At 44.0% G+C, this 24,162-nt stretch carries 21 protein-coding genes; 19 read left to right on the top strand and 2 right to left on the bottom strand.

All coding sequences use genetic code 11. The features are described from left to right. Positions 1-118: 118 nt before the first annotated feature. Positions 119-3,691, top strand: a complete 3,573-nt coding sequence (gene smc / locus QP775_RS07900; protein WP_285104998.1) for a chromosome segregation protein SMC — start codon at positions 119-121, stop codon at positions 3,689-3,691. 14 nt (positions 3,692-3,705) lie between these two features. Further along, positions 3,706-4,710 (top strand): signal recognition particle-docking protein FtsY, encoded by a 1,005-nt coding sequence (ftsY, locus tag QP775_RS07895; protein ID WP_285104996.1) that lies wholly within the window; start codon positions 3,706-3,708, stop codon positions 4,708-4,710. Positions 4,711-4,949: 239 nt separating this feature from the next. On the opposite strand, the gene QP775_RS07890 is transcribed toward ftsY, so the two are convergent. After that, on the bottom strand, positions 4,950-6,155 hold the full coding sequence (locus tag QP775_RS07890; RefSeq protein WP_285104994.1) for an MFS transporter: 1,206 nt from the start codon (positions 6,153-6,155) through the stop codon (positions 4,950-4,952). A gap of 185 nt (positions 6,156-6,340) precedes the next feature. Here QP775_RS07890 and trhA point away from each other — a divergent pair, with 185 nt between their 5' ends. After that, on the top strand, positions 6,341-6,976 hold the full coding sequence (gene trhA / locus QP775_RS07885) for a PAQR family membrane homeostasis protein TrhA (protein ID WP_285104992.1): 636 nt from the start codon (positions 6,341-6,343) through the stop codon (positions 6,974-6,976). Positions 6,977-7,037: 61 nt separating this feature from the next. On the opposite strand, the gene QP775_RS07880 is transcribed toward trhA, so the two are convergent. Continuing rightward, entirely contained in the window at positions 7,038-7,502 is a 465-nt protein-coding gene (locus tag QP775_RS07880; protein WP_239328297.1) for a MerR family transcriptional regulator, read from the bottom strand. Positions 7,503-7,709: 207 nt separating this feature from the next. On the opposite strand from QP775_RS07880, the gene QP775_RS07875 reads away from it, so the two are divergent. The 16 genes from QP775_RS07875 to QP775_RS07800 all read left to right on the top strand — a co-directional run bounded on the left by QP775_RS07875 (position 7,710) and on the right by QP775_RS07800 (position 24,028). Further along, on the top strand, positions 7,710-9,341 hold the full coding sequence (locus tag QP775_RS07875; RefSeq protein WP_239328296.1) for a glycoside hydrolase family 19 protein: 1,632 nt from the start codon (positions 7,710-7,712) through the stop codon (positions 9,339-9,341). A gap of 99 nt (positions 9,342-9,440) precedes the next feature. After that, on the top strand, positions 9,441-11,114 hold the full coding sequence (locus QP775_RS07870; RefSeq protein ID WP_285104988.1) for a glycoside hydrolase family 19 protein: 1,674 nt from the start codon (positions 9,441-9,443) through the stop codon (positions 11,112-11,114). A gap of 178 nt (positions 11,115-11,292) precedes the next feature. Then, entirely contained in the window at positions 11,293-11,652 is a 360-nt protein-coding gene (locus QP775_RS07865; RefSeq protein WP_239328295.1) for a putative DNA-binding protein, read from the top strand. A gap of 18 nt (positions 11,653-11,670) precedes the next feature. Continuing rightward, positions 11,671-13,044, top strand: coding sequence for a signal recognition particle protein (gene ffh, locus QP775_RS07860; protein WP_028545127.1), 1,374 nt, complete (start codon positions 11,671-11,673; stop codon positions 13,042-13,044). Positions 13,045-13,083: 39 nt separating this feature from the next. Next, entirely contained in the window at positions 13,084-13,356 is a 273-nt protein-coding gene (gene rpsP / locus QP775_RS07855) for a 30S ribosomal protein S16 (protein ID WP_028545128.1), read from the top strand. A 23-nt stretch (positions 13,357-13,379) separates the two neighbouring features. After that, positions 13,380-13,610: a KH domain-containing protein gene (locus tag QP775_RS07850; RefSeq protein WP_028545129.1), complete on the top strand. Its 231-nt coding sequence runs from the start codon at positions 13,380-13,382 to the stop codon at positions 13,608-13,610. A 187-nt stretch (positions 13,611-13,797) separates the two neighbouring features. After that, positions 13,798-14,316, top strand: coding sequence for a ribosome maturation factor RimM (gene rimM, locus QP775_RS07845; protein WP_285104984.1), 519 nt, complete (start codon positions 13,798-13,800; stop codon positions 14,314-14,316). Then, the gene (gene trmD / locus QP775_RS07840) at positions 14,316-15,230 is read left to right on the top strand and encodes a tRNA (guanosine(37)-N1)-methyltransferase TrmD (protein ID WP_285104981.1); all 915 of its coding nucleotides are present in this window, start codon (positions 14,316-14,318) and stop codon (positions 15,228-15,230) included. The genes rimM and trmD overlap by 1 nt, the downstream gene beginning before the upstream one ends. A gap of 464 nt (positions 15,231-15,694) precedes the next feature. Continuing rightward, on the top strand, positions 15,695-15,907 hold the full coding sequence (locus QP775_RS07835) for a hypothetical protein (RefSeq protein WP_285104979.1): 213 nt from the start codon (positions 15,695-15,697) through the stop codon (positions 15,905-15,907). A gap of 388 nt (positions 15,908-16,295) precedes the next feature. Then, complete coding sequence (locus QP775_RS07830; RefSeq protein ID WP_285104977.1) at positions 16,296-18,665, top strand: fibronectin type III domain-containing protein; 2,370 nt, start codon at positions 16,296-16,298, stop codon at positions 18,663-18,665. Between the two features lie 523 nt (positions 18,666-19,188). After that, positions 19,189-19,530 carry a 50S ribosomal protein L19 gene (gene rplS, locus QP775_RS07825; RefSeq protein WP_028545133.1) on the top strand — a complete coding sequence of 114 codons (342 nt, stop codon included), beginning with the start codon at positions 19,189-19,191 and terminating at the stop codon, positions 19,528-19,530. A 123-nt stretch (positions 19,531-19,653) separates the two neighbouring features. After that, positions 19,654-20,274, top strand: coding sequence for a signal peptidase I (gene lepB, locus QP775_RS07820; protein WP_481857252.1), 621 nt, complete (start codon positions 19,654-19,656; stop codon positions 20,272-20,274). A gap of 39 nt (positions 20,275-20,313) precedes the next feature. Next, positions 20,314-21,195 (top strand): ribosome biogenesis GTPase YlqF, encoded by an 882-nt coding sequence (gene ylqF / locus QP775_RS07815; protein WP_239328290.1) that lies wholly within the window; start codon positions 20,314-20,316, stop codon positions 21,193-21,195. Between the two features lie 205 nt (positions 21,196-21,400). Continuing rightward, entirely contained in the window at positions 21,401-22,048 is a 648-nt protein-coding gene (locus QP775_RS07810; protein WP_285104973.1) for a ribonuclease HII, read from the top strand. A gap of 196 nt (positions 22,049-22,244) precedes the next feature. Then, positions 22,245-23,420, top strand: coding sequence for a dicarboxylate/amino acid:cation symporter (locus tag QP775_RS07805; protein WP_285104971.1), 1,176 nt, complete (start codon positions 22,245-22,247; stop codon positions 23,418-23,420). A gap of 215 nt (positions 23,421-23,635) precedes the next feature. Then, positions 23,636-24,028: a hypothetical protein gene (locus tag QP775_RS07800; RefSeq protein WP_285104968.1), complete on the top strand. Its 393-nt coding sequence runs from the start codon at positions 23,636-23,638 to the stop codon at positions 24,026-24,028. Positions 24,029-24,162 lie beyond the last annotated feature (134 nt).

The raw sequence follows: 24,162 nt of genomic DNA, 5'->3' as shown, positions 1-24,162 counted from the left end.
TGGCTGGTTTTTGCTCTTTCTTTTCCGAATGGGAGAATTTTGGCGAGGATATGGGCGCATAATCGCAGTCGGATAAGCGATTCGAGTACAAGAGAGACGTTGAGGTGAGTAAAGAAAGATGTTCTTAAAGCGGTTGGAACTGGCAGGCTTCAAGTCGTTCGCAGATCGAACCGAATTGGAGTTTGTGCAAGGGATTACAGGTGTCGTAGGTCCGAACGGCAGTGGTAAAAGTAACATATCGGACTCCATCCGCTGGGTACTTGGCGAGCAGAGCGCAAAGTCGCTGCGTGGAGGCAAGATGGAAGATATTATTTTTGCAGGCAGCGACGCACGCAAGGCAGTCAACTACGGGGAAGTGTCTTTGACGCTGGACAACAGCGATGAGGCGCTGCCGCTTGATTATAACGAAGTGACCGTCACACGTCGCGTTCATCGCAGTGGAGACAGTGAGTATTTTATTAACAAGCAGTCGTGTCGGCTGCGTGATATTACCGAGCTATTTATGGATACAGGTATCGGGAAAGAAGCCTATTCAATAATTGGGCAAGGGCGTATAGAGGAAATATTGAGCACCCGATCGGAAGATCGGCGCGGCATATTTGAAGAAGCGTCAGGAATTGTGAAGTACAAGTCCAGGAAAAAGGATGCTACAAGAAAGCTCGATGAGACGGAACAGAATCTGCTGCGGATCCATGACCTTGTGACAGAATTGGAAGATCAAATCGGGCCACTTCGAGAGCAATCGGAGAAGGCGCGCCATTTTAAGCAGCTTCGAGAATGGCTAAAAACAAAAGAAATTGCTGTATACGTACACCAGATCGAGCAGCTTCACCACAATTGGCAGGAAGCAAATGACAAGCTGGCTCGCTTGAAAGAAAGAGAACTGTCGCTTTCTACGGTTGTGAGCGAGCATGATGCCAAACTAGAGGTCCACCGGATTGAACTTCGCAAGCTGGAAGAAGAATTGGAGAAGCATCAGGCCACGCTGCTTCATTACAGCGAAGAATACGAGAAATGCGAAGGACAGGGAGAAGTACTGCGCGAGCGTAAGCGTAACCTGGTTGCGAATGAGCAGCAGCTGAAGCAGTCCATCGCGTTGACCTCTGAACGGATGCAGGCTAAACAGATTGAGCTGCAGACTGTTCGAGACAAGCTGCGTGCTGTAGAGATTGAAATTCAAGAAGTCAACCACCTCATACAAGCGGAGCAGGAGCGGTTAGTCGGTGTTGCTGGTGGGGCTAGCTCTGATGCTGAGGAGTCGCTTAAAGGGCAATTGCTGGAGATTATGAACCAGATGGCCCAGCAGCGCAATGACATTCGGTATTATGACCAGCAGAAAGAAGCGCTTCAGAAGCGGCTTGATAAGATGTCTGCGGGTCGCAACAAGCGTGAAGCCGAACAGAAAGAACTGCATAAGAAAATGGATGATACCAGACGTCGCATGGAATCGATGGCGAATGATCTGGTATATATACGTAATCGTTACATGCAGGAGAGCGAGCAACTGAAACAGGACGAACTTCTGCTCGAAGAAGGGCAGCTTGCGGCTCGTAAGTGGCAGCAGAAGTATGATTCGATTCTATCACGTCGCGATACGATGCAGGAGCTTCAGGATGATCTAGACGGCTTTATGCTCGGCGTGCGCGAAGTGCTGAAAGCTGCCCGACGTCCGAATGGCTTAGCAGGTGTTCATGGGGCAGTAGCAGAGCTTATCAGAGTTCCGGAGCAATTGGAAACGGCGATGGAGACTGCTTTGGGAGCGGCGCTGCAGCATGTTGTGATGGAAAATGAATCCGTGTCCCGACAAGCCATTTCTTTTTTGAAGCAGCGTCAGCTTGGACGAGCAACATTTCTTCCATTAGACGTTATTCGTGCGCGCTCCATGCATGATTCGGATCGTCGGGTTGTTGACGGCATGGAGGGCTTTGTTGGAATTGCCGCCGATCTGGTAGAGACACAAAGCGCATATGCGCAAGTGGTAGGCAGCTTGCTTGGCAATGTTGTCATTTCCAAAACACTTGAAGATGCGAACCGGATTGCAGCAAAGCTTAATTACCGTTATCGTGTTGTCACCTTGGAAGGTGACGTCGTCAATGCTGGTGGCTCAATGACCGGGGGAAGTTTGAATAAGAAATCTGCAAATTTGCTTGGCCGCCAACGCCAACTGGAACAGCTTGGCAAGGAGATTGCGGAAACAGAAGCTCAGCTCAAGAAGCTGACAGATTCAATAGCAGAGCTAAAGCAGCGCACAACTACTGGTGTGAAGCGGTTGGATGACTTACGTGAGCAAGGAGAAGCCAAACGAATTAGCGAACAGCATCTGGCAAGTGAGCTTCAGCAAATAGAAAAAGAAGATCGACAGCTGCATATACAAGTAGAAGCGGAGCAACAGGAGCTTGCCCTTGCAAGTGACGAGATGAAAACGTTGGAGGCGGGACGTCACACAGCAGAACAGCGTTTGGCTGAGCTGAAGGTAGACGAAGACCGCATGCATGTGATGATTCAAACAGCAGAGTCGGCAAGACGAGCTAGTGAATCTGAAAAAGAAGAATTACAATCCCAATTGACTGATTTGAAGGTCCGCCAAGGTAAATTGGATCAAGAGCTATTCTCGTTAAGTGAGCAATCGCAGCGAGCTGAACAGGAATCTAAGACTTACGAGCGGGAATATTCTCATCAAACACAGTCGTTAATTCAGGTTCAGATTGATTTGGAGACTGTTGAACGTGAGACAATGAAACAGACGGAAGACTTGAATCATTTCGGTGTGAAAAAGCAGGAAGCTACTACTAGCATCGAATTCAAGCGCGCAGATCGGGCGGTATCCGTACAAAAGCTGGATCTTGCGGAAAGTGAAACTCGTGAGCAGCGTACGGAATTAAAGCAGGTAGAAGAAGCGATGCGGCACACGGAGATTCAGGCGAATCGCCTGGATGTTGAGTTGGACAACTTACTGCGCAAGTTAAGCGAAGAATATGAGATGAGCTATGAACTGGCGAAGCATCGTTATCCGATGCCTGAGGACATACAAGCTGCACAGTTGGAAGTTAAGGATTTAAAGCGGCAAATCTCTCAGCTTGGCGAAGTCAATCTTGGCGCGATTGAAGAATATGAGCGTGTTAATGAACGCTATCAGTTTTTGAGTGAGCAGAAAAACGATCTAATCGAAGCCAAAACAACTCTTTATCAAGTCATTAAAGAAATGGATGACGAAATGTCCAAACGATTCAAACATACTTTTGACGCGATTCGCAAGCAATTTGTCGTCGTATTCTCGAAGTTGTTTGGTGGAGGACGAGCTGATTTGGTTCTGATTGAGCCAGACCGCATATTGGATACAGGCATTGATATTGTAGCCCAACCACCGGGCAAAAAGCTGCAAAATCTACAACTGCTATCTGGCGGAGAACGTGCACTGACAGCTATGGCGCTGTTGTTTGCCATTTTGCATGTGAAGCCTGTTCCGTTCTGTGTATTGGACGAAGTAGAAGCGGCGTTGGATGAAGCTAACGTTACACGATTTGCGCAATATTTACGTGAGTTTTCGGAGCAAACCCAGTTTATTGTGGTGACTCACCGCAAAGGTACGATGGAAGAAGCCGACGTTTTGTACGGTGTCACGATGGAAGAAGGCGGCGTATCGAAGCTCGTATCTGTGAGACTGGAAGATGAAGAAGCAATCATTGCATAGAGCGGAGGAAGACAATGAGCTTTTTTAAGAAGCTAAAAGACAGTATAGCGGCAAAAACAGAAGCAGTGACATCGATCTTTAAAGATGGTCTGGAAAAAACCCGCAAAGGATTTGTTGAAAAGGTTACAGATCTGATCACACGACGTAAAAAAATTGATGAAGAATTTTATGAAGAATTAGAAGAAATTCTAATTGGTGCGGATGTCGGTGTTACGACTGTTATGAATTTGATTGATGATTTGCGTGCTGAAGTGAAGAAACGCAAGATTGAGGAAGCGAAGGATCTGCAACCGATTCTATCTGAGAAGCTAATTGAACTGCTGCGTGGTGATGAAGCCAACGATTTGCGAATGAACCCTGACGGATTAACCATTATTCTATTTGTGGGTGTTAACGGAGTAGGGAAGACAACTACAATCGGCAAGCTTGCACACCGCTTTAAACAGCAAGGCAAAAGTGTACTCTTGGCAGCCGGGGATACATTCCGTGCGGGAGCGATCGAGCAGCTGGAAGTGTGGGGACAACGAGTTGGTGTGGATGTTGTGAAGCATCAATCTGGTTCAGACCCTGCAGCGGTCATGTATGATGCGGTACAGGCTGCTAAACAGCGAAATGTTGACGTACTGCTCTGTGATACAGCAGGTCGTTTGCAAAATAAGTCCAATCTGATGGAAGAGCTGAACAAAATATTCCGTGTTATTCAACGTGAAGTTCCTGACGCGCCGCATGAGGTACTGATGGTACTGGACGCAACGACTGGGCAAAATGCGCTATCACAAGCTAAGCTGTTCGGAGAGAAGAGTGGAGTTACAGGTTTAGTATTAACTAAACTTGATGGTACGGCCAAAGGTGGTATTGTTATTGCGATTCGCCAGGAGCTTAACTTGCCAGTGAAGTTTGTCGGTCTAGGCGAGAAGATGGATGATTTGCAGCAGTTTGATTCGGAACAATTTGTGCATGCCTTATTTGCAGGCTTGATTCAAGAGCAGGAACAGAAAGAACAGTCTGAAGAACAATAGGCTGCATAGAACAGGACTGTCTAACCTACGGTTGGACGGTCCCTTTTTATTTGTAGTGTTCAGTAGATAGGGGACTCGGTTTATTTAAAACATTGGGATACGCAAGGGGCATCCTTTAGTTTAGTTCTTTTGCATGACTAAAGAGACGACCCTTCATAGGATGAATTCTGATAAAGTCAATGATGATGTGCTATACTCCATCTCGTCTACTGTACGGAATGCATAGACACTTTATTACTCTATGTAAACAGTGAAGGGTCCACATAAGCAGATTTTGTATGACGACGTAACCAAATACCAATTATGGAGGAGACAAAGAACATTAGACCACCTGTCAAATATACAGCTCTCGCTCCAAAAGTGTCGGCAATCAAACCGCAGAACACGATCGATAAACCAAACAGGATAGTGGATAAAGATTGTTGGGCCGCAAAAAGTATCGGCTGTTCCTCCAACGGAATGATGCGCTGAATATAGGTACGCTGAGCCACATCACGCAGCTGATAGCATGGACCCATAATAAGAACCAACAACAGGGCAACGTAGGGAGTGCTGTTCCAAGCATAGAACAATACCAGCAAACTGAAGCTGAAAGAACCGATGATGATAGATCGTACCAGGTGATGCTCTACCTTATTTGCTAACTTGACAATTAATAATCCCCCAAGTAGAGTCCCTGCATAATAGGCTGCATTAATATACCCCCACCAAGCCTCTGTCTGGCCAAGAACTTGTTGGACAAACACAAGTGTAACCGCACCAATCCATATACCGCTGGCTATGCCTTCGATGATATCCATAATGGTGATCATCCTGACATGAGGCAGCGTAAAGAGAATGCTCCAACCAGACCTTAAAGAAGTCTTAGAAGTTGTCGATCCGTGACTTTCCTGCAGACGTACACAGAACAAAATTAAGCTGCTTAGTCCTAATAGAAGAGCACTTAGCTGGAGCACGGGAATTTCTCCAAGTGTATGTATAATGATCCCTCCAACGGTCCAGCCAAATAAGGATATCATTTGCGTGCCGGTTGAGACTAGGCTGTTGGATTTCACCCACTGATCTTGCCGTACAACTCGTGGAAATATAGCAGATGAAGCGGCAGATGCAGCACCTTCCGAATATCCGATACATGCTGCACAGACAAGAGCCGTCACAATAAGAAGGTTATTCGAGAAGTTGTTCTGAAAGGGCAGCAGAGCAAAGGCAAACAAGATACCAAGCATGAACTGTAACAGTTGAAAACGGTGGGCGACTATGTGCAAGGGGTACTTTTGATACCAAAAAGGTAACGATAAACCACTTAATAACACAGCTATGGAGCGTACAAAAGTAACGGCACCAGCCATCAAAGCGGACTCTGTTGCTCCGTATATAAGGGCTATCCATGTCATTAACCAGAGCGAGCTTGCTAAACTGGACAGTGAACGGCTTGTCCAAAGCATGTAAAACAATCGATTCATCCTTGTCACGATCCCTTATCACTTAGTAAATAAAAATGTTTCATAAGTGTATCATCGTCTTCCATCATTTGTCTATACGGAGCTGCGCTGCAATTATCCAATTGCAATGCAACTGCATATATTGTTAATCCAAAAGGGAATAGGCAGGTGCGGAGGGGGATGATGCAATGACAAGTAATCGAGCACAGCGGGAAGAATGGGCAAATACCTGGACACATGGATGGGGGCTTATCCTAAGTATCATTGCAAGCACTGCACTCTTTATTAAAGTGGGATGGAGCGGGACGGCGAGTCAGCTATTAGGTGTAGTTGCTTATACATTATCATTAATGTTAATGTTTACAACTTCATCACTTATGCACCGCTTGCCAGAGGGGGCGAAAAAAGAACGATACATTATGTACGATCATATGGCCATCTACATATGTATCGCAGGTACGTATACTCCATTTTTACTGTTAAAAATAGGTACTTTTGCAAGTGCTGCACTTCTAATAGGTATATGGATTCTTACCATTGCGGGTGTGGTGTGGAAAAGATATTATACCGGTAGATTTATATTATTATCTACACTTATATATCTAGTAATGGGCTGGTCTGTTGTACTGATCTGGGATAATTTAGCTGATGCCTTGTCGATTGAAGGTGTTGGATGGCTCTTGAGCGGCGGAATAGCTTATACAATCGGTATCATATTCTTTCTATGGCGGGGATTGGTCTATCATCATGCGATCTGGCACGTTATGATCATTATTGGCGCAGCTTGTCACTATATATGTATGTGGAGGTATGTATTCACATGAAGCAATGCCCAAATACCCCTGGTATCATCTCATCCATGAAAGGGGTATTGTAGTGGGGTTATTAGCCTGTGTGTTGTTCGCTGTCACTTGACCATTCGTTGTTAGTTCCATAATACTGCCGCAGTTCTTTCACATAGTGGCTCTGTTTTCTGGTGTCAAAGCCGTTAAATAACTGGTGCTGTTCAAGCACACAATCCCCGTTCAAGTGCGCAATGGTACGGTCGACGGTCTGAATAAGTGTCTGTAGACGTTCTGCTTTCTTTAGCAGCAGTTCCCGGTGATGGTTTAATGCTTCTAACTGATCGAATGAATCTTGAATGATCAGTTCTTGAATCGTTGACAGCGGCATATCTAGTTCACGGAAAAAAAGGATGTGTTGAAGCTGAACGAGTTGAGCTTGCTCATAATAGCGATAGCCGTTATCCCCATAGTAAGCGGGGTTCAACAATCCAATCTGATCATAGTAACGAAGTGTGCGGATACTTACGCCAGATAGTTCAGATACCTCTTGAACGGTGTAGGCCATGGGTCATCTCCTTTCGTGATACTAGCATAAAGGATGACGTAACGAGAGAGTCAAGTATTATTTCATCAATTGTTTATTGTCCATCCTTATTTATGTCTGTGATTTTTAATAATATGATTTGCTTATGAATCTCATAGTGACAACGCTATCATTTTGATATTATAATAGATTTGGAAGTGACAATATAATCCAACGGGAGGCGAATTGATGAATTTAAAATTTCCGTACTCGCGCAGCTTTATGGTGCGAAGTTTAAGCGCTTTGCTCGGGGTGACGATGCTAGCATCCGGAACCCTTACGCTAACGGCCAACGCTCAAGGGACAACAAGTGAAGTAGTCTCACAAGCAGCCGTGCAAGCATGGCAGGCGAACAAGGCATTTGTTGCCGGTGACATTGTGTCTTATAGTGGAAAGCTCTATAAGGCAAAGTGGTGGTCCTTTAACAGCAGACCAGATCTGAATGCCGATTCTTCCTGGGAACTGCTTAGCAGCGAAGATACAACGCCGCCAACAGCTCCTACCAACCTTGTTTCGACTTCACAAACCGCCTCATCGATTACGTTATCTTGGATTGCTTCTACTGACAACGTAGGTGTTATCGGATACGACATCTACCGTAATGACATCAAAGTGGGATTTACGGTCTCCAAACTTTTCACCGATTATGAATTACAGCCCGACACTTCTTACCAATATGTTGTTAAAGCCCTTGATGCGGCAGGCAACCAGACGAATAGCTCATCCATATCTGTGAAAACGATTACAGGAGCGCCAGAACTATCAGTAGGTGAAAGTCGGTTATTGACAGATTCTCAGATCATTTCTTTGTGGAACGGGATTGATTCGCAATATAGTCCCGACAAAGCAGAGGCAGCGATCAATGCAGCACTTCCTAAAGCACAATATGAAGACTTATTCCCGTTACGCGCGGGGACACCAGAGTGGCACGCTATTGCAAAAGGAAAGTACTACTATAAAGAAGGTCTTACAGATTATTACTCGTATGACAATTTGATAGCTGCTGTACGAGAGGTAGCTAACGTCAAGTACAAAGATGTATATCGTGAAGGCGACGTATTCGCCAAGCAGATTTACCGCCTTGATAAGGCATCAAAGAAAGAGACGCTAGTCTACCAGTCTGCTGACTTTAAAGCTCCTAAAAATGTGAACAAGCCGCTGATCAATCGGATTGTGGATTTTGGTACGTTTGTGAAGGAAGGGGCGGAGAACAACCGCAAGCGTGAGCTGGCAGCATTTCTAGCTAATATTGCCCATGAGACTGGCGGTGGCTGGGCGACTGCACCAGGCGGCGAACTACGTTGGGCACTGTTCTTTAACGAAGAGTTAAACTACGTCAATGGCACGGGTGGTATTGGCTATGTAGATCAAGATCATCCCGACTACCCTCCTGTTCCAGGCAAGTCATATCATGGTCGCGGTCCCATTCAATTAAGCTGGAACTACAATTATGGCTTGATTGGCGCCATCATTTATGGGGATCAGAATGTGCTGCTCCAGAATCCTGACGTTGTAGCTCAAGACGGTAAGATTGGGTTCATGACTGCACTCTTGTTCTGGATGATTCCGCAAGATCCAAAGCCATCCAACCATGACATTATGGTAGGAAATTATGTGCCTACGGCAGAGCAGTTGGCGAAAGGGCTTGTTCCTGGGTTTGGCGCTACTATTATGGTCATTAATGGTGGACAAGAAGGCAATTTGGATGAGTCTGATGTTCGTATCAAGCGCCGTGTAGGCCACTACCTTGATCTAACAACACGCAGTGGGGCTAACATTGAAGGCGAGAAGCTGAACACACTTGGCATGCAGCCGTTCTAATTTAAGAGGGGGTATCTTCGTACAATTTGACTTATTCATACCAGTATTCATACGACAGGGAACTTTGGCCCTGAATCACACTAACTTAGGAGGCTTATTATGTACTCAAAATATCCTTTTTCGCGTGCCTTTATTCTTCGTAGTTTAAGTGCAGTGCTTGGGGTGACGTTATTATTGTCCAACACTCCGATCGCGATGGCGGCTGGAGAGCCAGCACCAAGCGTACAGGACGCAACAACCCAATCGACCGCACCTGCGTGGCAGGCTGCTAAAGTCTACGTTGGCGGAGATATCGTATCGCATGAAGGCAAGCTGTTTAAAGCCAAGTGGTGGACACAAGGCGACAATCCTAATACTGCACTAAGCAGTTCAGATTCACCTTGGCAGCATATTGGTTCTGATACAGGCGGAGGAACTGATACAACGCCTCCAAGCACCCCACCAGGACTTTCCTCGACAGCTCAGACTTCCACTTCGATAACGCTTGCTTGGAACGCAGCTACTGATAATGTAGGTGTGACACAGTATGATATTTACCGCAACAATGTTAAAGTTGGCTTCTCCGCGACGACTTCATTCACTGATAATGGCTTACAAGCAGATACGACTTACAGTTATACGGTCATCGCATTGGACGCTGCTGGAAACGCTTCAACGTTAAGTTCTGCCTTATCGGTCAAAACTGCAGTTGATAACGGTACTGGTGGACCGTTCCTGCAAGTCGGTCAAAGCCGTGTTATTACAGATGTGCAAATACAAGCGACTTGGGGGGGGATAGACCCGCATTATGCACCTTCTCAAGCAGCAGCATCCGTGACAGCGGCGCTTCCTCAAGCGGATTATGAAGCTTTATTCCCGCTTCGTATCGGATCTGCTGAATGGCACACGGTTGCGGTCGGCAAGCCATACTATAAGCCAGGTCAAGTTGACTATTATTCATATGATAACTTGATTGCTGCTGTACGTGATGCTGCAAATATTAAATACAAAGAAGTGTACCGTGGCGGCAGCACTTGGACCAAGCAAATCTGGCGCTTGGATAAAACGGCCAAGACAGAAACGCTGTTATACCAAGAGCCAGAGTTTAATGCTGAATGGAATCTTAATAAACCGACAACATCGCGTATTGTCGACTTTGGCACTTTCCTTAAGGAAGGTACAGAAACCAACAAGAAACGTGAGCTTGCTGCGTTCTTGGCAAATATCGCCCACGAAACAGGCGGTGGTTGGGCAACTGCGCCAGGCGGCACATTACGCTGGGGCCTGTTCTTTAATGAAGAAGTCTCTTATATTAATGGACAGGGCGGCGTTGGATATGTACAAGCCAATAGTGACTATCCAGCAGTTGCAGGCAAATCTTATCATGGTCGTGGCCCGCTTCAATTAAGCTGGAATTATAATTATGGACTTATCGGATCGATTATATTCGGCGACAAAAATGTCTTGCTTCAAAATCCTGAAAAGATAACACAAGATGGCAAGCTCGGCTTTATGACAGCGATGCTGTTCTGGATGACACCACAGGATCCGAAGCCATCGAGTCATGACATTATGGTTGGCAACTATGTGCCGACCGCTGCTCAGATAGCCAAGGGACTCGTTCCGGGGTTCGGAGCGACAATCATGGTTATCAACGGCGCGTTCGAAGGCAACAAAGACGAAAGCGATGTCCGAGTCGGCCGCCGAATTGGCCATTATCTTGACATTACAGGACGATCAGGTGTTAATGTGCAAGGAGAGAAGCTGAATACGTTAGGTATGCAGCCTTTCTAAGGATTATATAAGTGGTTATAAAAGATCCAGTTCCCGAGGCAAACAGCTTCGGGAACTATTTTTTTGGATGTTGGTTTTATGTTAAGGTAAACCCCTTGACATCTGCTCTGTAATTCGATATGATAAGGAACGTCGATGGGCTGTAAAGTGTTTTTCCTTGACGAAAGGAGTGGCCCGTATGAACGATGAACAGTTGTTAGCCAAGACGAATCGCATTAATATGTTATTCGACTTTTACGATCAGTTGCTGACTGAGAAGCAACAGACTTTTCTGAAATGTTATTTTCAAGATGATTTTTCCTTAGGCGAAATTGCTGCAGAGTTTGGTATTAGCAGGCAGGCCGTGTATGAGCATATTAAGCGGGCGGAGCAGACGTTGGAGACTTACGAGAGCAAGCTTCAATTGCTTGTGAAGTTTGAAGCTCGCACGAAGCTGCATGCCCAACTGCAGAACGCCCTTTCGGATATAATGTACATACCCGACCCGCAGCGCGCGGAACTGCAGATGATTGTCCGTGAACTGCAGGCGTTGGAATAAGGGAACGGGGTGAAGGTTATGGCATTTGAAGGATTATCAAGCCGATTGCAGAACGTATTTAGCAAGTTGCGCGGCAAAGGCAAAGTTAACGAGGAAGATGTAAACGAAGCAATGCGCGAGGTGCGACTTGCACTTCTTGAGGCGGATGTTAACTTCAAAGTCGTTAAAGATTTTATTGCTAAAGTTAAAGAAAAAGCCATAGGCCAAGAAGTGATGAAGAGCTTCACGCCTGGGATGGTTATTATCGACATCGTTAATAAGGAATTAACGGAACTGATGGGTGGTACAGCTGCCAAGCTGGAGAAAGCAACCAAGCCTCCTACCGTCATTATGATGGCTGGTTTGCAAGGGGCAGGTAAGACAACGACGTCCGGCAAGTTGGCTAAGCTTCTTCAGAAACAGAACCACAAGCCACTTCTCGTGGCTGCGGATGTATATCGTCCGGCTGCAATTAAGCAGCTCCAAGTGTTGGGTAGCCAGATTAACGTGCCGGTGTTTGCTTTGGGAGATCAAGCAAATCCGGTTGATATCGCGAAGCAGGCGCTTGACCATGCACGTGAGAATCATCTAGATTATGTCATTATTGATACAGCAGGTCGACTGCATATTGATGAGGCATTAATGGATGAACTAAAGCAAATTCATGCCACAGTTAATCCGTCTGAAGTACTGCTCGTGGTTGATGCCATGACAGGTCAAGATGCCGTTAACGTTGCAGAAAGCTTTAACCAACAGCTTTCGTTGACAGGTGTTGTCTTAACGAAGCTGGATGGAGATACACGTGGTGGTGCAGCACTTTCCGTTAAAGCAGTAACGGGTTGTCCGATCAAGTTTGCGGCGCTCGGAGAGAAGATTGACGCACTGGAGCCGTTCCATCCGGAACGCATGGCTTCACGTATTCTCGGCATGGGGGACATGCTGTCGCTTATTGAGAAGGCGCAGGCAGGTATTGATGCAGATAAAGCTAAGGAAATGGAGATGAAGATGCGTAACGCATCATTTACCTTCGATGATTTCCTGGAGCAGATGCAGCAAGTTAAGCAGCTTGGGCCGATCGATCAGATTCTGGATATGATTCCTGGTATGAATAAGGTAAAGCAGACACAGAACTTGAAGGTTGATGAGCGTCAGATGGGACGCATCGAGGCGATTGTACGTTCAATGACACACGCAGAACGTCAAGACCCTGATCTGATTAACCATAGCCGCCGCAAGCGTATTGCTACGGGTAGCGGAACTACGCTGGCCGATGTGAATCGACTCATCAAGCAGTTTGATGAGATGCGTCGTGTGATGAAGCAGTTTTCAGATATGATGGGACCCAAAGGTCCGAAAATGATGAAGAATCTCAAAAGCAAAGCCGGTAAAGGGATGAAATTCCCGTTCCGTTAATGCCTATAGTTAGATAATTCCGTTAAGGAGGTGAATTTCGTGGCAGTACGTATTCGTTTGAAACGCATCGGTGCTCATAAAGCGCCTTTCTACCGTGTAGTTGTTTCTGATTCCCGTTCCCCGCGTGACGGTCGTTTTATCGAGGAAATCGGTTACTACAATCCGGTAGCACAACCTGCAGTAGTTAACATCGACGAAGAAAAAGCGTTGAAATGGCTGCAAACAGGTGCTCAGGCTTCTGACACGGTTCGCAACTTGCTTAGTCAAGCTGGCGTGATGAAGAAGTTTCATGAATCTAAATTGCAGAAATAAATAAATCGTTCGGAGGGTCGCGAATGATAGAGTTAGTGTCAGTAATTGCACGGGCTTTGGTCGATCATCCGGATGAGGTCCGTGTTGAAGTTGTCGAGAAAGAGCATGTTGTCATCTATGAGCTTTACGTTCACCCCGACGATGTCGGAAAAGTGATTGGGAAGCAGGGCCGCATTGCCAAGGCGCTTCGCACGGTCGTCACATCGGCAGCCGTTAAGGTTCCTAAACGGGTTGCTGTGGACATTATTTCTTAATAGGTCGATGAGGGTTAGGAGAAATCCTAACTCTTTTTCGTATGAATAGAGCAGTTGAATTGCTGTACTGCGTCGTGTTAAGCAGGAGTTAGAGTCAGAAGTTGACTTTACATACACGTACTGATAGGCTTCATCTAGGCAATATTAAAGCATATTACGAAGATAACCCCGTTGCAGGAGGATAAAGATGGCTGAACAATTATTTACGGTGGGCAAGGTTGTTAATACACATGGCATCCGAGGTGAGATAAAGGTTGTCTCCCATACCGATTTTCCAGAAGAACGATTTGCGCCTAAAAGTAATCTTGTATTATTTAACGAAGAGTCTCGTCAGACAGTAGATGTCACAGTTGAGAGCTCCCGCTCACATAAGAACTTATTTATTATGAAGCTGAAGGAATATTCGAATATTAATGAAGTGGAGAAATATAAAGGCTGGCTGTTAAAAGTATCAGATGAGCATCGTGCTGAGCTGGAAGAAGATGAATATTACTACAGTGATATTATTGGCTGCAGGGTTGTATCAGACGAAGGCGAGGAATTGGGTACAATTAGCGAAATATTAGCCCCAGGTGCCAACCATGTCTGGGTAGTTAAGCAGCCTAAGGGTAAGGAATTATTACTTCCCGTTATTGATGAGGTTGTGCTGAACGTCAATGTAGAGGACAAGCTTATCACGGTCCATGTGATGGAGGGATTGATCTAATGCGAATTGACGTGCTGACGCTGTTCCCGGAAATGTGTGAAGGTGTGTTCAGCACCAGCATTATGGGTAGAGCGCGGGAAAAAGGGCTCGTACAGCTCCAAGCAACGAACTTCCGTCAATTCTCGACAAACAAGCATTCGACCGTAGATGATTATCCGTATGGTGGAGGAGGCGGAATGGTATTGAAGCCAGAGCCGATCTTTGCTGCGGTTGAACATTTGATGGAATTAACATCGATGCAGCCTGCACAGGAGAGTACGCTGTTAACGGATGTACAAGTCTCTGCCGCAAGTGGGATACTTGAGCAGGATATGTTAAGAGATGCTGGGATGAAATTGAGAGGAACAGGGAGCGACGATTCCTGCCATGAGGATCAGGTACATTCCTCTTCGAAGGCTGCTTCGCCCAGGATCATTCTGATGTGCCCACAAGGTGAAACATTCACCCAAGCTAAGGCAGAAGAACTGGCTCAGGAAGAGCATCTTATATTTATTTGTGGCCATTATGAAGGATATGATGAGCGTATTCGTGAGCATCTTGTCACGGATGAATTGTCGATAGGTGATTACGTATTGACAGGAGGAGAGCTTCCCGCGATGGTCATCGCCGATGCGGTAGTACGTTTGCTGCCGGGTGTACTTGGCAACGAATCGTCGGCAGTAACCGATTCATTCAGTACTGGGCTACTTGAATATCCGCATTACACACGTCCAGTCGAATATAGAGGCTGGCAAGTGCCGGATGTGCTTATATCTGGTCATCATGCGAATGTGGACAAGTGGCGTCGTGAACAGTCGCTTAGACGTACATGGGAGCGCAGACCGGATTTGTTGAATAAGGTCGAGTTGAGCGCGAAGGAACGAAAGTGGCTGCAGGAACTGAAGTTGCAAGCTGTAGAGGCACGCAAAGATTAACAGAAGGAGGTCATCCTGTGTGGAAGAGGATGACTTCTTATACTTGCTTGTACGATGAATTTGAAGAACAACAAATATAAAAAAGGCCGCTTCAGAGGTCAGTGGGTACTCTATGAAACGGCCGCTTTAGTTCCTACTTGAGAATACTGCGGTGATCATATTTGGTTTAGCTAAAACGACAAAAGCCCTACCTCTCTTCCGTCCTTGCGGCTCCTTGACCGCGCCAGTGTGAATCAGTATTACCAATTGAATCGTCAATTCTTTAGGGTTAGTTGGGAATTAGACTTTCATATGAGGAGTTAGCTATTCTTGCTTGAGGAACTTAATGTGAGGATGGATCTCACATGCAACTATAATAGTATATCATTAATGTATAATTAAAGCTAGCAAGTTCTGTTGTATGGAAATTATTTCATTATTTCTGCTGTATCCATTTCAAAAAGTAGAAAACATAGGAGCGAGATATGAACCATTTGGATGTAAACATACTAACATTAAGAGCAGAAACAATCTTGAACGACTTAGATCAATCGGATGATGAAGTTAGAATCGTAATGAAAGAAATGATTGATAACCTGCGAATGCTAGAAAAACAAAATGAAAGCTTACGTAAACAAATCGCAGCTCAACAAAAAAATAAAATGTCCAGTAAGCTAAGAGATGCATTGTATGAATAGCTATTTATAGCTCCTTTAATCAATCGTATTGTTAAAGTTATAGATGCTGTTTCTGGTGTTCAAATGTTTGATGTAAAAGAGACTATACAACTGAAAGAGCAGCGTTTATAGAGATGCAAGGCCCCTGTTAATAAATTGGTTATGCTCAACCGTGCCACACCACTTTATGCAACGGGGGCTTTTTTATTTTTTCATGAGGCTTATATTTTCCTTTAATGCAATTAAATGTTTAGACAATAAAATGATCATATGATAATTTATTTATTGCTCATGTCATATCCATTAAATTGTTTAAAAACTAAATAATTTTAAAAATGTATATTTTTTAAAAATTAAGACGTGGATAGACAGAGTTACAGCATATATAAAATTATTGGGGGAGTTTGGGATGAAGAGGCTTAAATTATCATTTGTTTTATTGTTTTCAGTAGTATTATTGTTAACGGTTAGTCCTGTATTTGCTGCAACAAGTCAATATACGAATGGTTTGTTGGATAGGGTGCCTATATATGTTGGCTCGGCGGTAGACGAAGGTACTACAGTTTCCGAGATGACTGATGATAATCCAGCAAACAGAGCTATTGTAGATACAAATAAATTAGCATGGTATAAATTTGCTACTCCGAAGGTGATCAATTCGTTCGTTCTAAAAACTAATGGTGAAACGAAAATTCAATTTTACGATGATAAAAATAATCTAGTTGAAGTAAATCCGTTGCCTATTGATGGGGTACAAACATTACCTAAGGCAATCACCGTATCAATCATAGTTTTAAAACCAACTACCTCTGCATATGTGCATGAGTGGAACGTATTTGAAACTCCTTCAACTCCACCGTCTGCGACAACAATCACCTGGATTCAGGCAGGTGATAAAGTGGTGAATCTTGACTGGAAGTCCACAGGTGCAAAGTCATACAATGTCAAACGAGCTACATCGTCAGGTGGGCCTTACACAATCATAGCATCTAATGTTACTACTACTACATATACAGACAAGACTGTAGATAATGGGACAACTTATTATTATGTTGTTTCAGCAGCGAATGAAGCGGGAGAAAGTGCGAATTCACCAGAGAAGGGAATAAAACCAGAAGCAACACAATACACTGGAGGTTACCTGGATGGTATTAAAATTAACCTAGGAGCAAAAGTGGGTAGTGTCTTGGAATCAGTTAAAGAAATGACTGATAACAATCCAAACAGTAGAGTTGCGATTGAGGGCAATAAATTTGCATGGCATACCTTTGTCGATCCTGTGGAAATAACCTCTGTGGTTGCTAAAACGAATGGTGATACTATTATGGAATTTTATGATGAAAAAAACGAGTCGATGTTAGCATATAAGCCATTATTAACAGATGGAATTCAGACTTTGCCAAAAACTCTTAATAAAGTGAAAACGATTGTTTTTAAGCCTGCTTCACAATATTCATCATATATTCATGAATGGAACGTTTTTGGAACACCATCTATGGCACCAGCGCAAACAAAAATTAATTGGATCTATGGTGGAGATAAGGTTGTCAAGCTAGAGTGGGTCGATACAGGTGCTAAATCATACAATATTAAACGTTCTACTTCAAAGGGAGGGCCCTATTCTTCACTCGCAGCAAGCATAACGGGTACTTCATACACCGATAAAGCTGTCACGAATGGAACGACTTATTATTATGTAGTAGCATCAGTAAATGAAGCGGGGGCGAGCGCATACTCACCTGAAAGAATTATCAAACCACAAGCTACCAATTACACTGGCGGCTTACTTGATGGCCTTACGTTAGATGCAGGTGACAAATTTTTGTATCCAACTACACCTACAAAAGTGCGAGAGTTAACAGATAATGATACAGATACTTCTTTATCAATAAGTAGCAGAACAGCGGTAGTATGGTATACATTTGATTCTGGAAAAGAAATTTCATCTTTTATTGTTGGATCACGTGCTTCATTTAAATTGGAACTTTATAATAATAAAAATGAATTGGTGTATGAACAAACTACTGCGGTAAAAGAAGGTGTTCAGCTACTTCCATCACCTATCGGAAACGTATGGACTGTTGTGCTAAAAGGTGAGAATTGGGCGAGTGAATGGAACGTGTTCGGTAAAAATGAACATCAACCTGTGCCAGCGCCGCTAAACCTGACTGCTACAGCTGGAGATAAATCAGTTGTTTTGAACTGGAGTAAGGTCAACAATGGAACAGGATATAATGTAAAACGCAGTACAAAAGCAGGTGGCCCGTATGTGACGGTTGCTACCGTAACAGGCAGTACTTACAGCTACACAGACAATACAGTCACAAATGGTACGACTTACTACTATGTAGTATCTGCAGTAGATGCGATTAGTGAAAGTGGAAATTCCAACGAAGCATCTGCTACGCCAAAAGGTGGAGACGTTGTTATTCCACCGATAACAGATGATGGCCAATCCGGTAATCGTGCATTGCTGCGCCTCATTCTGAACAACGGCATTGAAAAAGAATTTGATTTGTCGATGAAAGAAGTAAATGCTTTTATTACTTGGTACGAAGGCAGGGCAGCTGGAAAAGGATCTGTTATGTTTGCAATTGATAAGCACAACAATAATAAAGGTCCATTCAAAAATCGTAAAGATTATGTGTTCTACGATAAAATCATTACATTTGAAGTGAACGGCTATGATTCGGCTGATCAACCATCAGTACCAGAGCAAAAGCCGAATGGCAACGGTTCAAATGGCAACAACCAACCTGAGCCTGAAGAGCTAATGTAACAATAGTTTGAACGTTTATGATATGACTGTGTAGGTATTATCTCTTAGATGACAGTTGGATAAATACTTAACAACAAAATATCATTGATATGTCTTAACAAGTTGGAATCCAATGCTTCATTTAGAAACAGAACTCCATATGATGGTTGTGTTGGCAAAGTTCGTTATTGCTTTTCATGAATTGTTCAGTCTCCTTCACTAAAATAGGTACAAAAGACTATTTTCTTATAGTGGAGGAGCCCGAGAGATGCAAGAAGAAACACAATCTGAAAAGGAATACTTATGGGTAGGGGCTTTGTTAGTTGGTGTGTTTATTGGTTGCTGCTACGTCATAGGACAATCGTAATGTACTGATAAATGAGCTTGAAGTGTGCCTCTCTACATATTTGTTGTATTCCGCTGCAGGATATGCTACAATACATCTGTTGTGTTGAATACGGCGGTCCTCTACATACTGTGACGAGTAAGCCATTGATGCTGCTCTGAGGTGTAAGAACGTCTGTGTGGAAGGAGGGAGTCATAGATGAATATCGTACAAGCAATTACACAAGAACAACTTCGTAAAGATGTACCAAGCTTCCGCCCTGGTGATACTTTGAAAGTATTTGTTAAAGTTATCGAGGGAACTCGTGAGCGCGTTCAGCTGTTCGAAGGTGTTGTAATTAAGCGTCGTGGTGGTGGAATCAGTGAAACATTCACTGTTCGCAAAATTTCCTACGGTGTAGGTGTTGAGCGTACATTCCCAATTCACTCGCCAAAAATCGATAAAATCGAAGTGGCTCGCCGTGGTAAAGTGCGTCGTGCGAAGCTTTATTATCTTCGTAATCTTCGCGGTAAAGCAGCGAGAATTAAAGAAATTCGTTAATTGGAACAACCGGGGGCTTGCACATAGCGCAAGCCCCTTTTGCTATCTATTGCGAAATGGTTTACGCTTATAGCATGATATAGACAATCTATACGCATCCTAAGAAGAAAGCGGGGCAAGCTTGTGGAGCAAGAAAAGCAATTAAACGAAACGAATACAGTGGATCAATCCAGTGTACAAGCGCGTAAAAAAAATGAACTTGTTGAATGGATTAAAGCGATTGCAGTAGCTGTAGTGCTGGTTGTTGTAGTCAGATGGTTATTATTCGCCCCGTTTATAGTGGATGGTCCATCGATGGAACCTAATTTTTGGACGGGAGAGCGGCTTATCGTTAACAAAGTGCTGTATGATTTCCGAGATCCGAAGCCGGGAGAAGTAGTTGTATTTGAGGTACCGGCAGAGGGACGTGATCTCATTAAGCGTGTAATCGGCGTAGCTGGTGATACAATTGAGTACAAAGGTGACGATTTGTTCATAAACGGCAAAAAAGTAGAGGAGCCTTACATACAAGAAGCATTGGATAAAGCGCACCAGGACGGCGGGCTTTATAACAACAAGGATTTCCCGAATGAGATGCTAAAAGACAACAAAGTACCAGAGGGGTACATTTTTGTGATGGGGGACCATCGTAATAACAGTACGGATAGCCGAGTGCTTGGTTTTATACCATTAAAGGATATTATAGGTAGAGCGGATGTCATCTTCTGGCCTTTGAAGGATATTCAAATGATCAAACATCACTAACACATAAACATCAAGAGAACAGATAGGGGGTGGATAGCGATGTCGATTCAATGGTTCCCAGGACATATGACAAGGGCGCGGAGACAAATACAAGAGAAGCTTAAGCTGATCGATGTGACAATAGAGCTGCTGGATGCTCGATTGCCGTTGTCTAGCCGCAACCCGATGATTCATGAGATACTCGGTGATAAGCCAAGGCTCATATTGCTTAACAAGTCAGATCTGGCTGATCCTGACGTGACAGCTAGATGGATAGACGTATTTCGTAAAGAAGGCCATACAGCAATTACGGTTGATGCTTCATCCGGAACGAATATACAGAGCATCCAGGTAGAGGCTCGCAAGCTGCTGGAAGAGAAATTTGCTCGTCAAGCGGCAAAAGGGATGAGACCACGTCCTGTAAGGGCTTTAATCGTAGGAATCCCGAATGTTGGCAAGTCAACCTTGATCAATAAACTTGCGGGTCGCCAAGTAGCAGCTACAGGCGATCGCCCCGGCGTCACGAAAGGGCAGCAATGGATTCGGGTTGGCAATGAGATGGAATTGCTCGATACACCAGGTATTTTATGGCCCAAGTTCGAGGATCAGATGGTTGGTTACCGTCTAGCTGCGACTGGTGCAATAAAGGATCAAATATTAAATGTTGAAGATGTAGCTTTCTATGCAATAAAATATTTATCCACCCATTACAGCGAGCGATTGCAGGAACGATTCGAATTAGAGTCGCTGCCTAATATTGAGAACGATGACCCGAATGAGATTGTTGCCGTGATGGAGCAGATCGGACGAAAGCGCGGCTGTCTTGTTAGCGGCGGACGTGTTGATTTGGAGAAGGCATCAGGGATCATTTTACGTGAGCTGCGTGCAGGTAAGATGGGAAGGCTAACGTTCGAAGTACCTGAGGCGCGCAAGCGTTCTTAGAATACGAGACATGCAATAGTTATAATAAGTAAGCCGTCAGCACCTAGGGGTGCTGACGGCTTTTAAGCGTTGCTCTCTTGATTGGATAAAGTAGCTCTATTAAACGAATAAAAATAAGATAATAGATGTAAATGTTTCTAGTTGTATTGCCGTTACTAGGCATCTGGATATACAATATACGGATGAACCGGAGAGGGGGATCGGAATGGCACGTGTAAAACAAGAGAGTGCAGATGTGGATCTGCTATTATGGGAGAAACGATATTGGGATCAGGGGTATGAATGGATAGCGGGAATCGATGAAGTAGGACGCGGCTGTCTGTTCGGAGACGTAATAGCCGCCGCTGTGATTTTACCTAAGGGAGTTATAATTGAGGGGATTAATGACTCTAAGAAGTTAACAGAGAAGAAGAGAGAGTTTTTATATGATCAGATTATTGGACAAGCTGCGGCTTGGGCTGTAGCAAGAATGGATGCAGCGAAGATTGACGAAGTTAATATTAAGCAAGCTACACGTTTAGCGATGAAAGAGGCAGTTACTCAACTGCAGATACGTCCTGATGTTTTATTAATAGATGCGGAACGGATAGAATGTAATTTACCTCAGGAATCCATCATTAAAGGGGATGCAACCAGTCAGTCAATAGCTGCAGCATCTATTGTTGCCAAGGTAACACGAGATCGTTTGTGCGCAGGTGAGTGGGATCAACTATACCCCGCATATGGGATTGGTGTACATAAAGGATATGGCACGAAACTCCACCGTGAGAAGCTATTGGAGCTGGGACCAACTCCTATGCATCGTAAATCCTTTTTAACAAAAATATGGGATGAACAGCTGACCTTATTCTAGTGAAATTAAAAGTATGCCTGATGAAGACATTCCCAAGGGAGTGTCTTTTTTCGATAGACTGAGCTGCATAATATTGCCGGTATATCCAAGCGAAATGATATGTTATGATATTCGTGCTTTTGAAGTGTACAAATGTCCATTCAAAGAGGACAAAATGCAAGGTTTGTCCGCAAGACAGCTAGAGAGGGGAACATCAATGAAAAAAGTGGGCCTGTTAAGCCGTATCATAATTGCGATCCTATTAGGAATCGGTCTTGGGATGATTGCTCCGGATTGGTTCATTCGAATATTTGCTACATTTAATGGGATTTTTGAAAGTTTTTTGAGCTTCTGCATTCCGCTAATTATCGTTGGGTTTATTGTGCCTGGTATTGGCGAACTTGGGCGGGGTGCTGGCAGAATGGTTGGACTAACTGCTATTATCGTATATGCCTCGACGATTGGGGCAGGCATGTTGGCTTACGGTACAGCAGAGCTGACGTTTGATTCGTTGTTGTCAGGAGCTTCACTTGTCAATTCGGGTAATCCAGCGGAAAAGCTTTTGAAAGGTTACTTTTTACTAGAGATGCCACCGCTGTTTGATATAATGACTGCCCTTATCTTGGCGTTTATGTTAGGGATCGGGATAACGGTTGTGCAGGCAAAAACGCTAATGAGCGCCTCCGTTGAGCTAAAAGGTATTATAAGCAAAGTGATATCAACTATGATTGTTCCATTGCTTCCGTTTCATATTGCTGGAATCTTTATGAATATGACACAGGCAGGAACTGTTGCAACGATACTGCAGGTGTTTATTAAAGTGTTTGCTGTAATCTTATGTTTGCATATCATCAGCTTGCTGCTGCAATACTCGATAGCAGGAGCTTTAAATAAGCGTAATCCATTTAAGATGCTGCGGACAATGCTGCCTGCATACTTAACTGCACTTGGTACACAGTCCTCTGCTGTCACTATTCCTGTTACACTACAGCAGACTAAGAAGCTTGGGACTGACGAGGAAGTAGCCGACTTCGTTGTACCCCTGTGTGCTACGATTCATATCACGGGCTCTACGATTACGATCACATCTGTGGCAGCGGCTATTCTGATGTTGAACGGACATATGCTAACGCTGGAGCAGATGTTTCCATTTATCCTGATGCTAGGTGTTACCATGATTGCTGCGCTTGGATTGTTCCAGTCCATGTTAGGATTTGATGCTGCGATGATCAGTTTAGCGATTGCGTTGTACGTGGCGCAGGATAGCTTTGGAACTGCAGCAAATGTGACAGGAGATGGAGCGATTGCCCAAATCATTCATTATTTTAAAAATAAGAGCAAGCAGAAAGATCGTCTGAGGCTTCAGGAGAAGAGTGTTCCTGTGCAGGGATAGAATCAGTTGAATTGAAGTCATGACGCCGCTAATTTTGCGGCGTTTTTGTTATGATGCCATGATCAAAACGTCTGGAAGACCAGAAAATGGTGCATGCGGTTTGTTAGATATGAAAATGAATTTAACTGCCGCAAGTGGTAGGTAAATGTGATATGTTAAAATCAAAGATTGAATATATCAAATAAGTTCGGATGTCGCTTGAGGGGGAGAACTTTATGCCAAAAATGATGTCTAAGCTGATATGGCTGATTGGCGCAATTGCGTTAGTATGGCTAAATAATAAGGTGTTGGACTATGGAAGCATGTGGTCTAGTAAGGAATACGTGAATACCTATAATGTTATTGCAAAAGTGCTGGTTGCATTTTGGTCAGGTGCGTACTTGGCTTTAATAGGAGGATTAAGAAGAAGAAAACCCATTCAGAAAATGTTGCTGCTAGGTGTCAGTCTTCCATGTTTGTTTATTGTAATTTTACCGTATTTATCATGGAATATACCCTATGTTAACGTGTGGTTGTTTGAGTTGATGAAAAATTCATATCATGTAACCTATTTTAGTATAGCTAGTGGTTTTACAGCCATGTTGTCCTTCTTCAGATTTCAGATTTGAAGAGGTAAAGTAAACACGCGGAGAACTGTTTTACTCTTTTTGCGATAGCTGTTATTAAAATGTCGATTAAATATATTGGATAAATTGCCGATAAAAAGTATATCAAAGGAAGTTGTAATAGGCGGGGGATCGCA

This window comes from Paenibacillus sp. UMB4589-SE434 (genome assembly GCF_030226685.1).
In the GTDB taxonomy this organism is placed as follows: domain Bacteria; phylum Bacillota; class Bacilli; order Paenibacillales; family Paenibacillaceae; genus Paenibacillus_B.
This window is presented reverse-complemented; position numbering and strand designations above follow the sequence as displayed.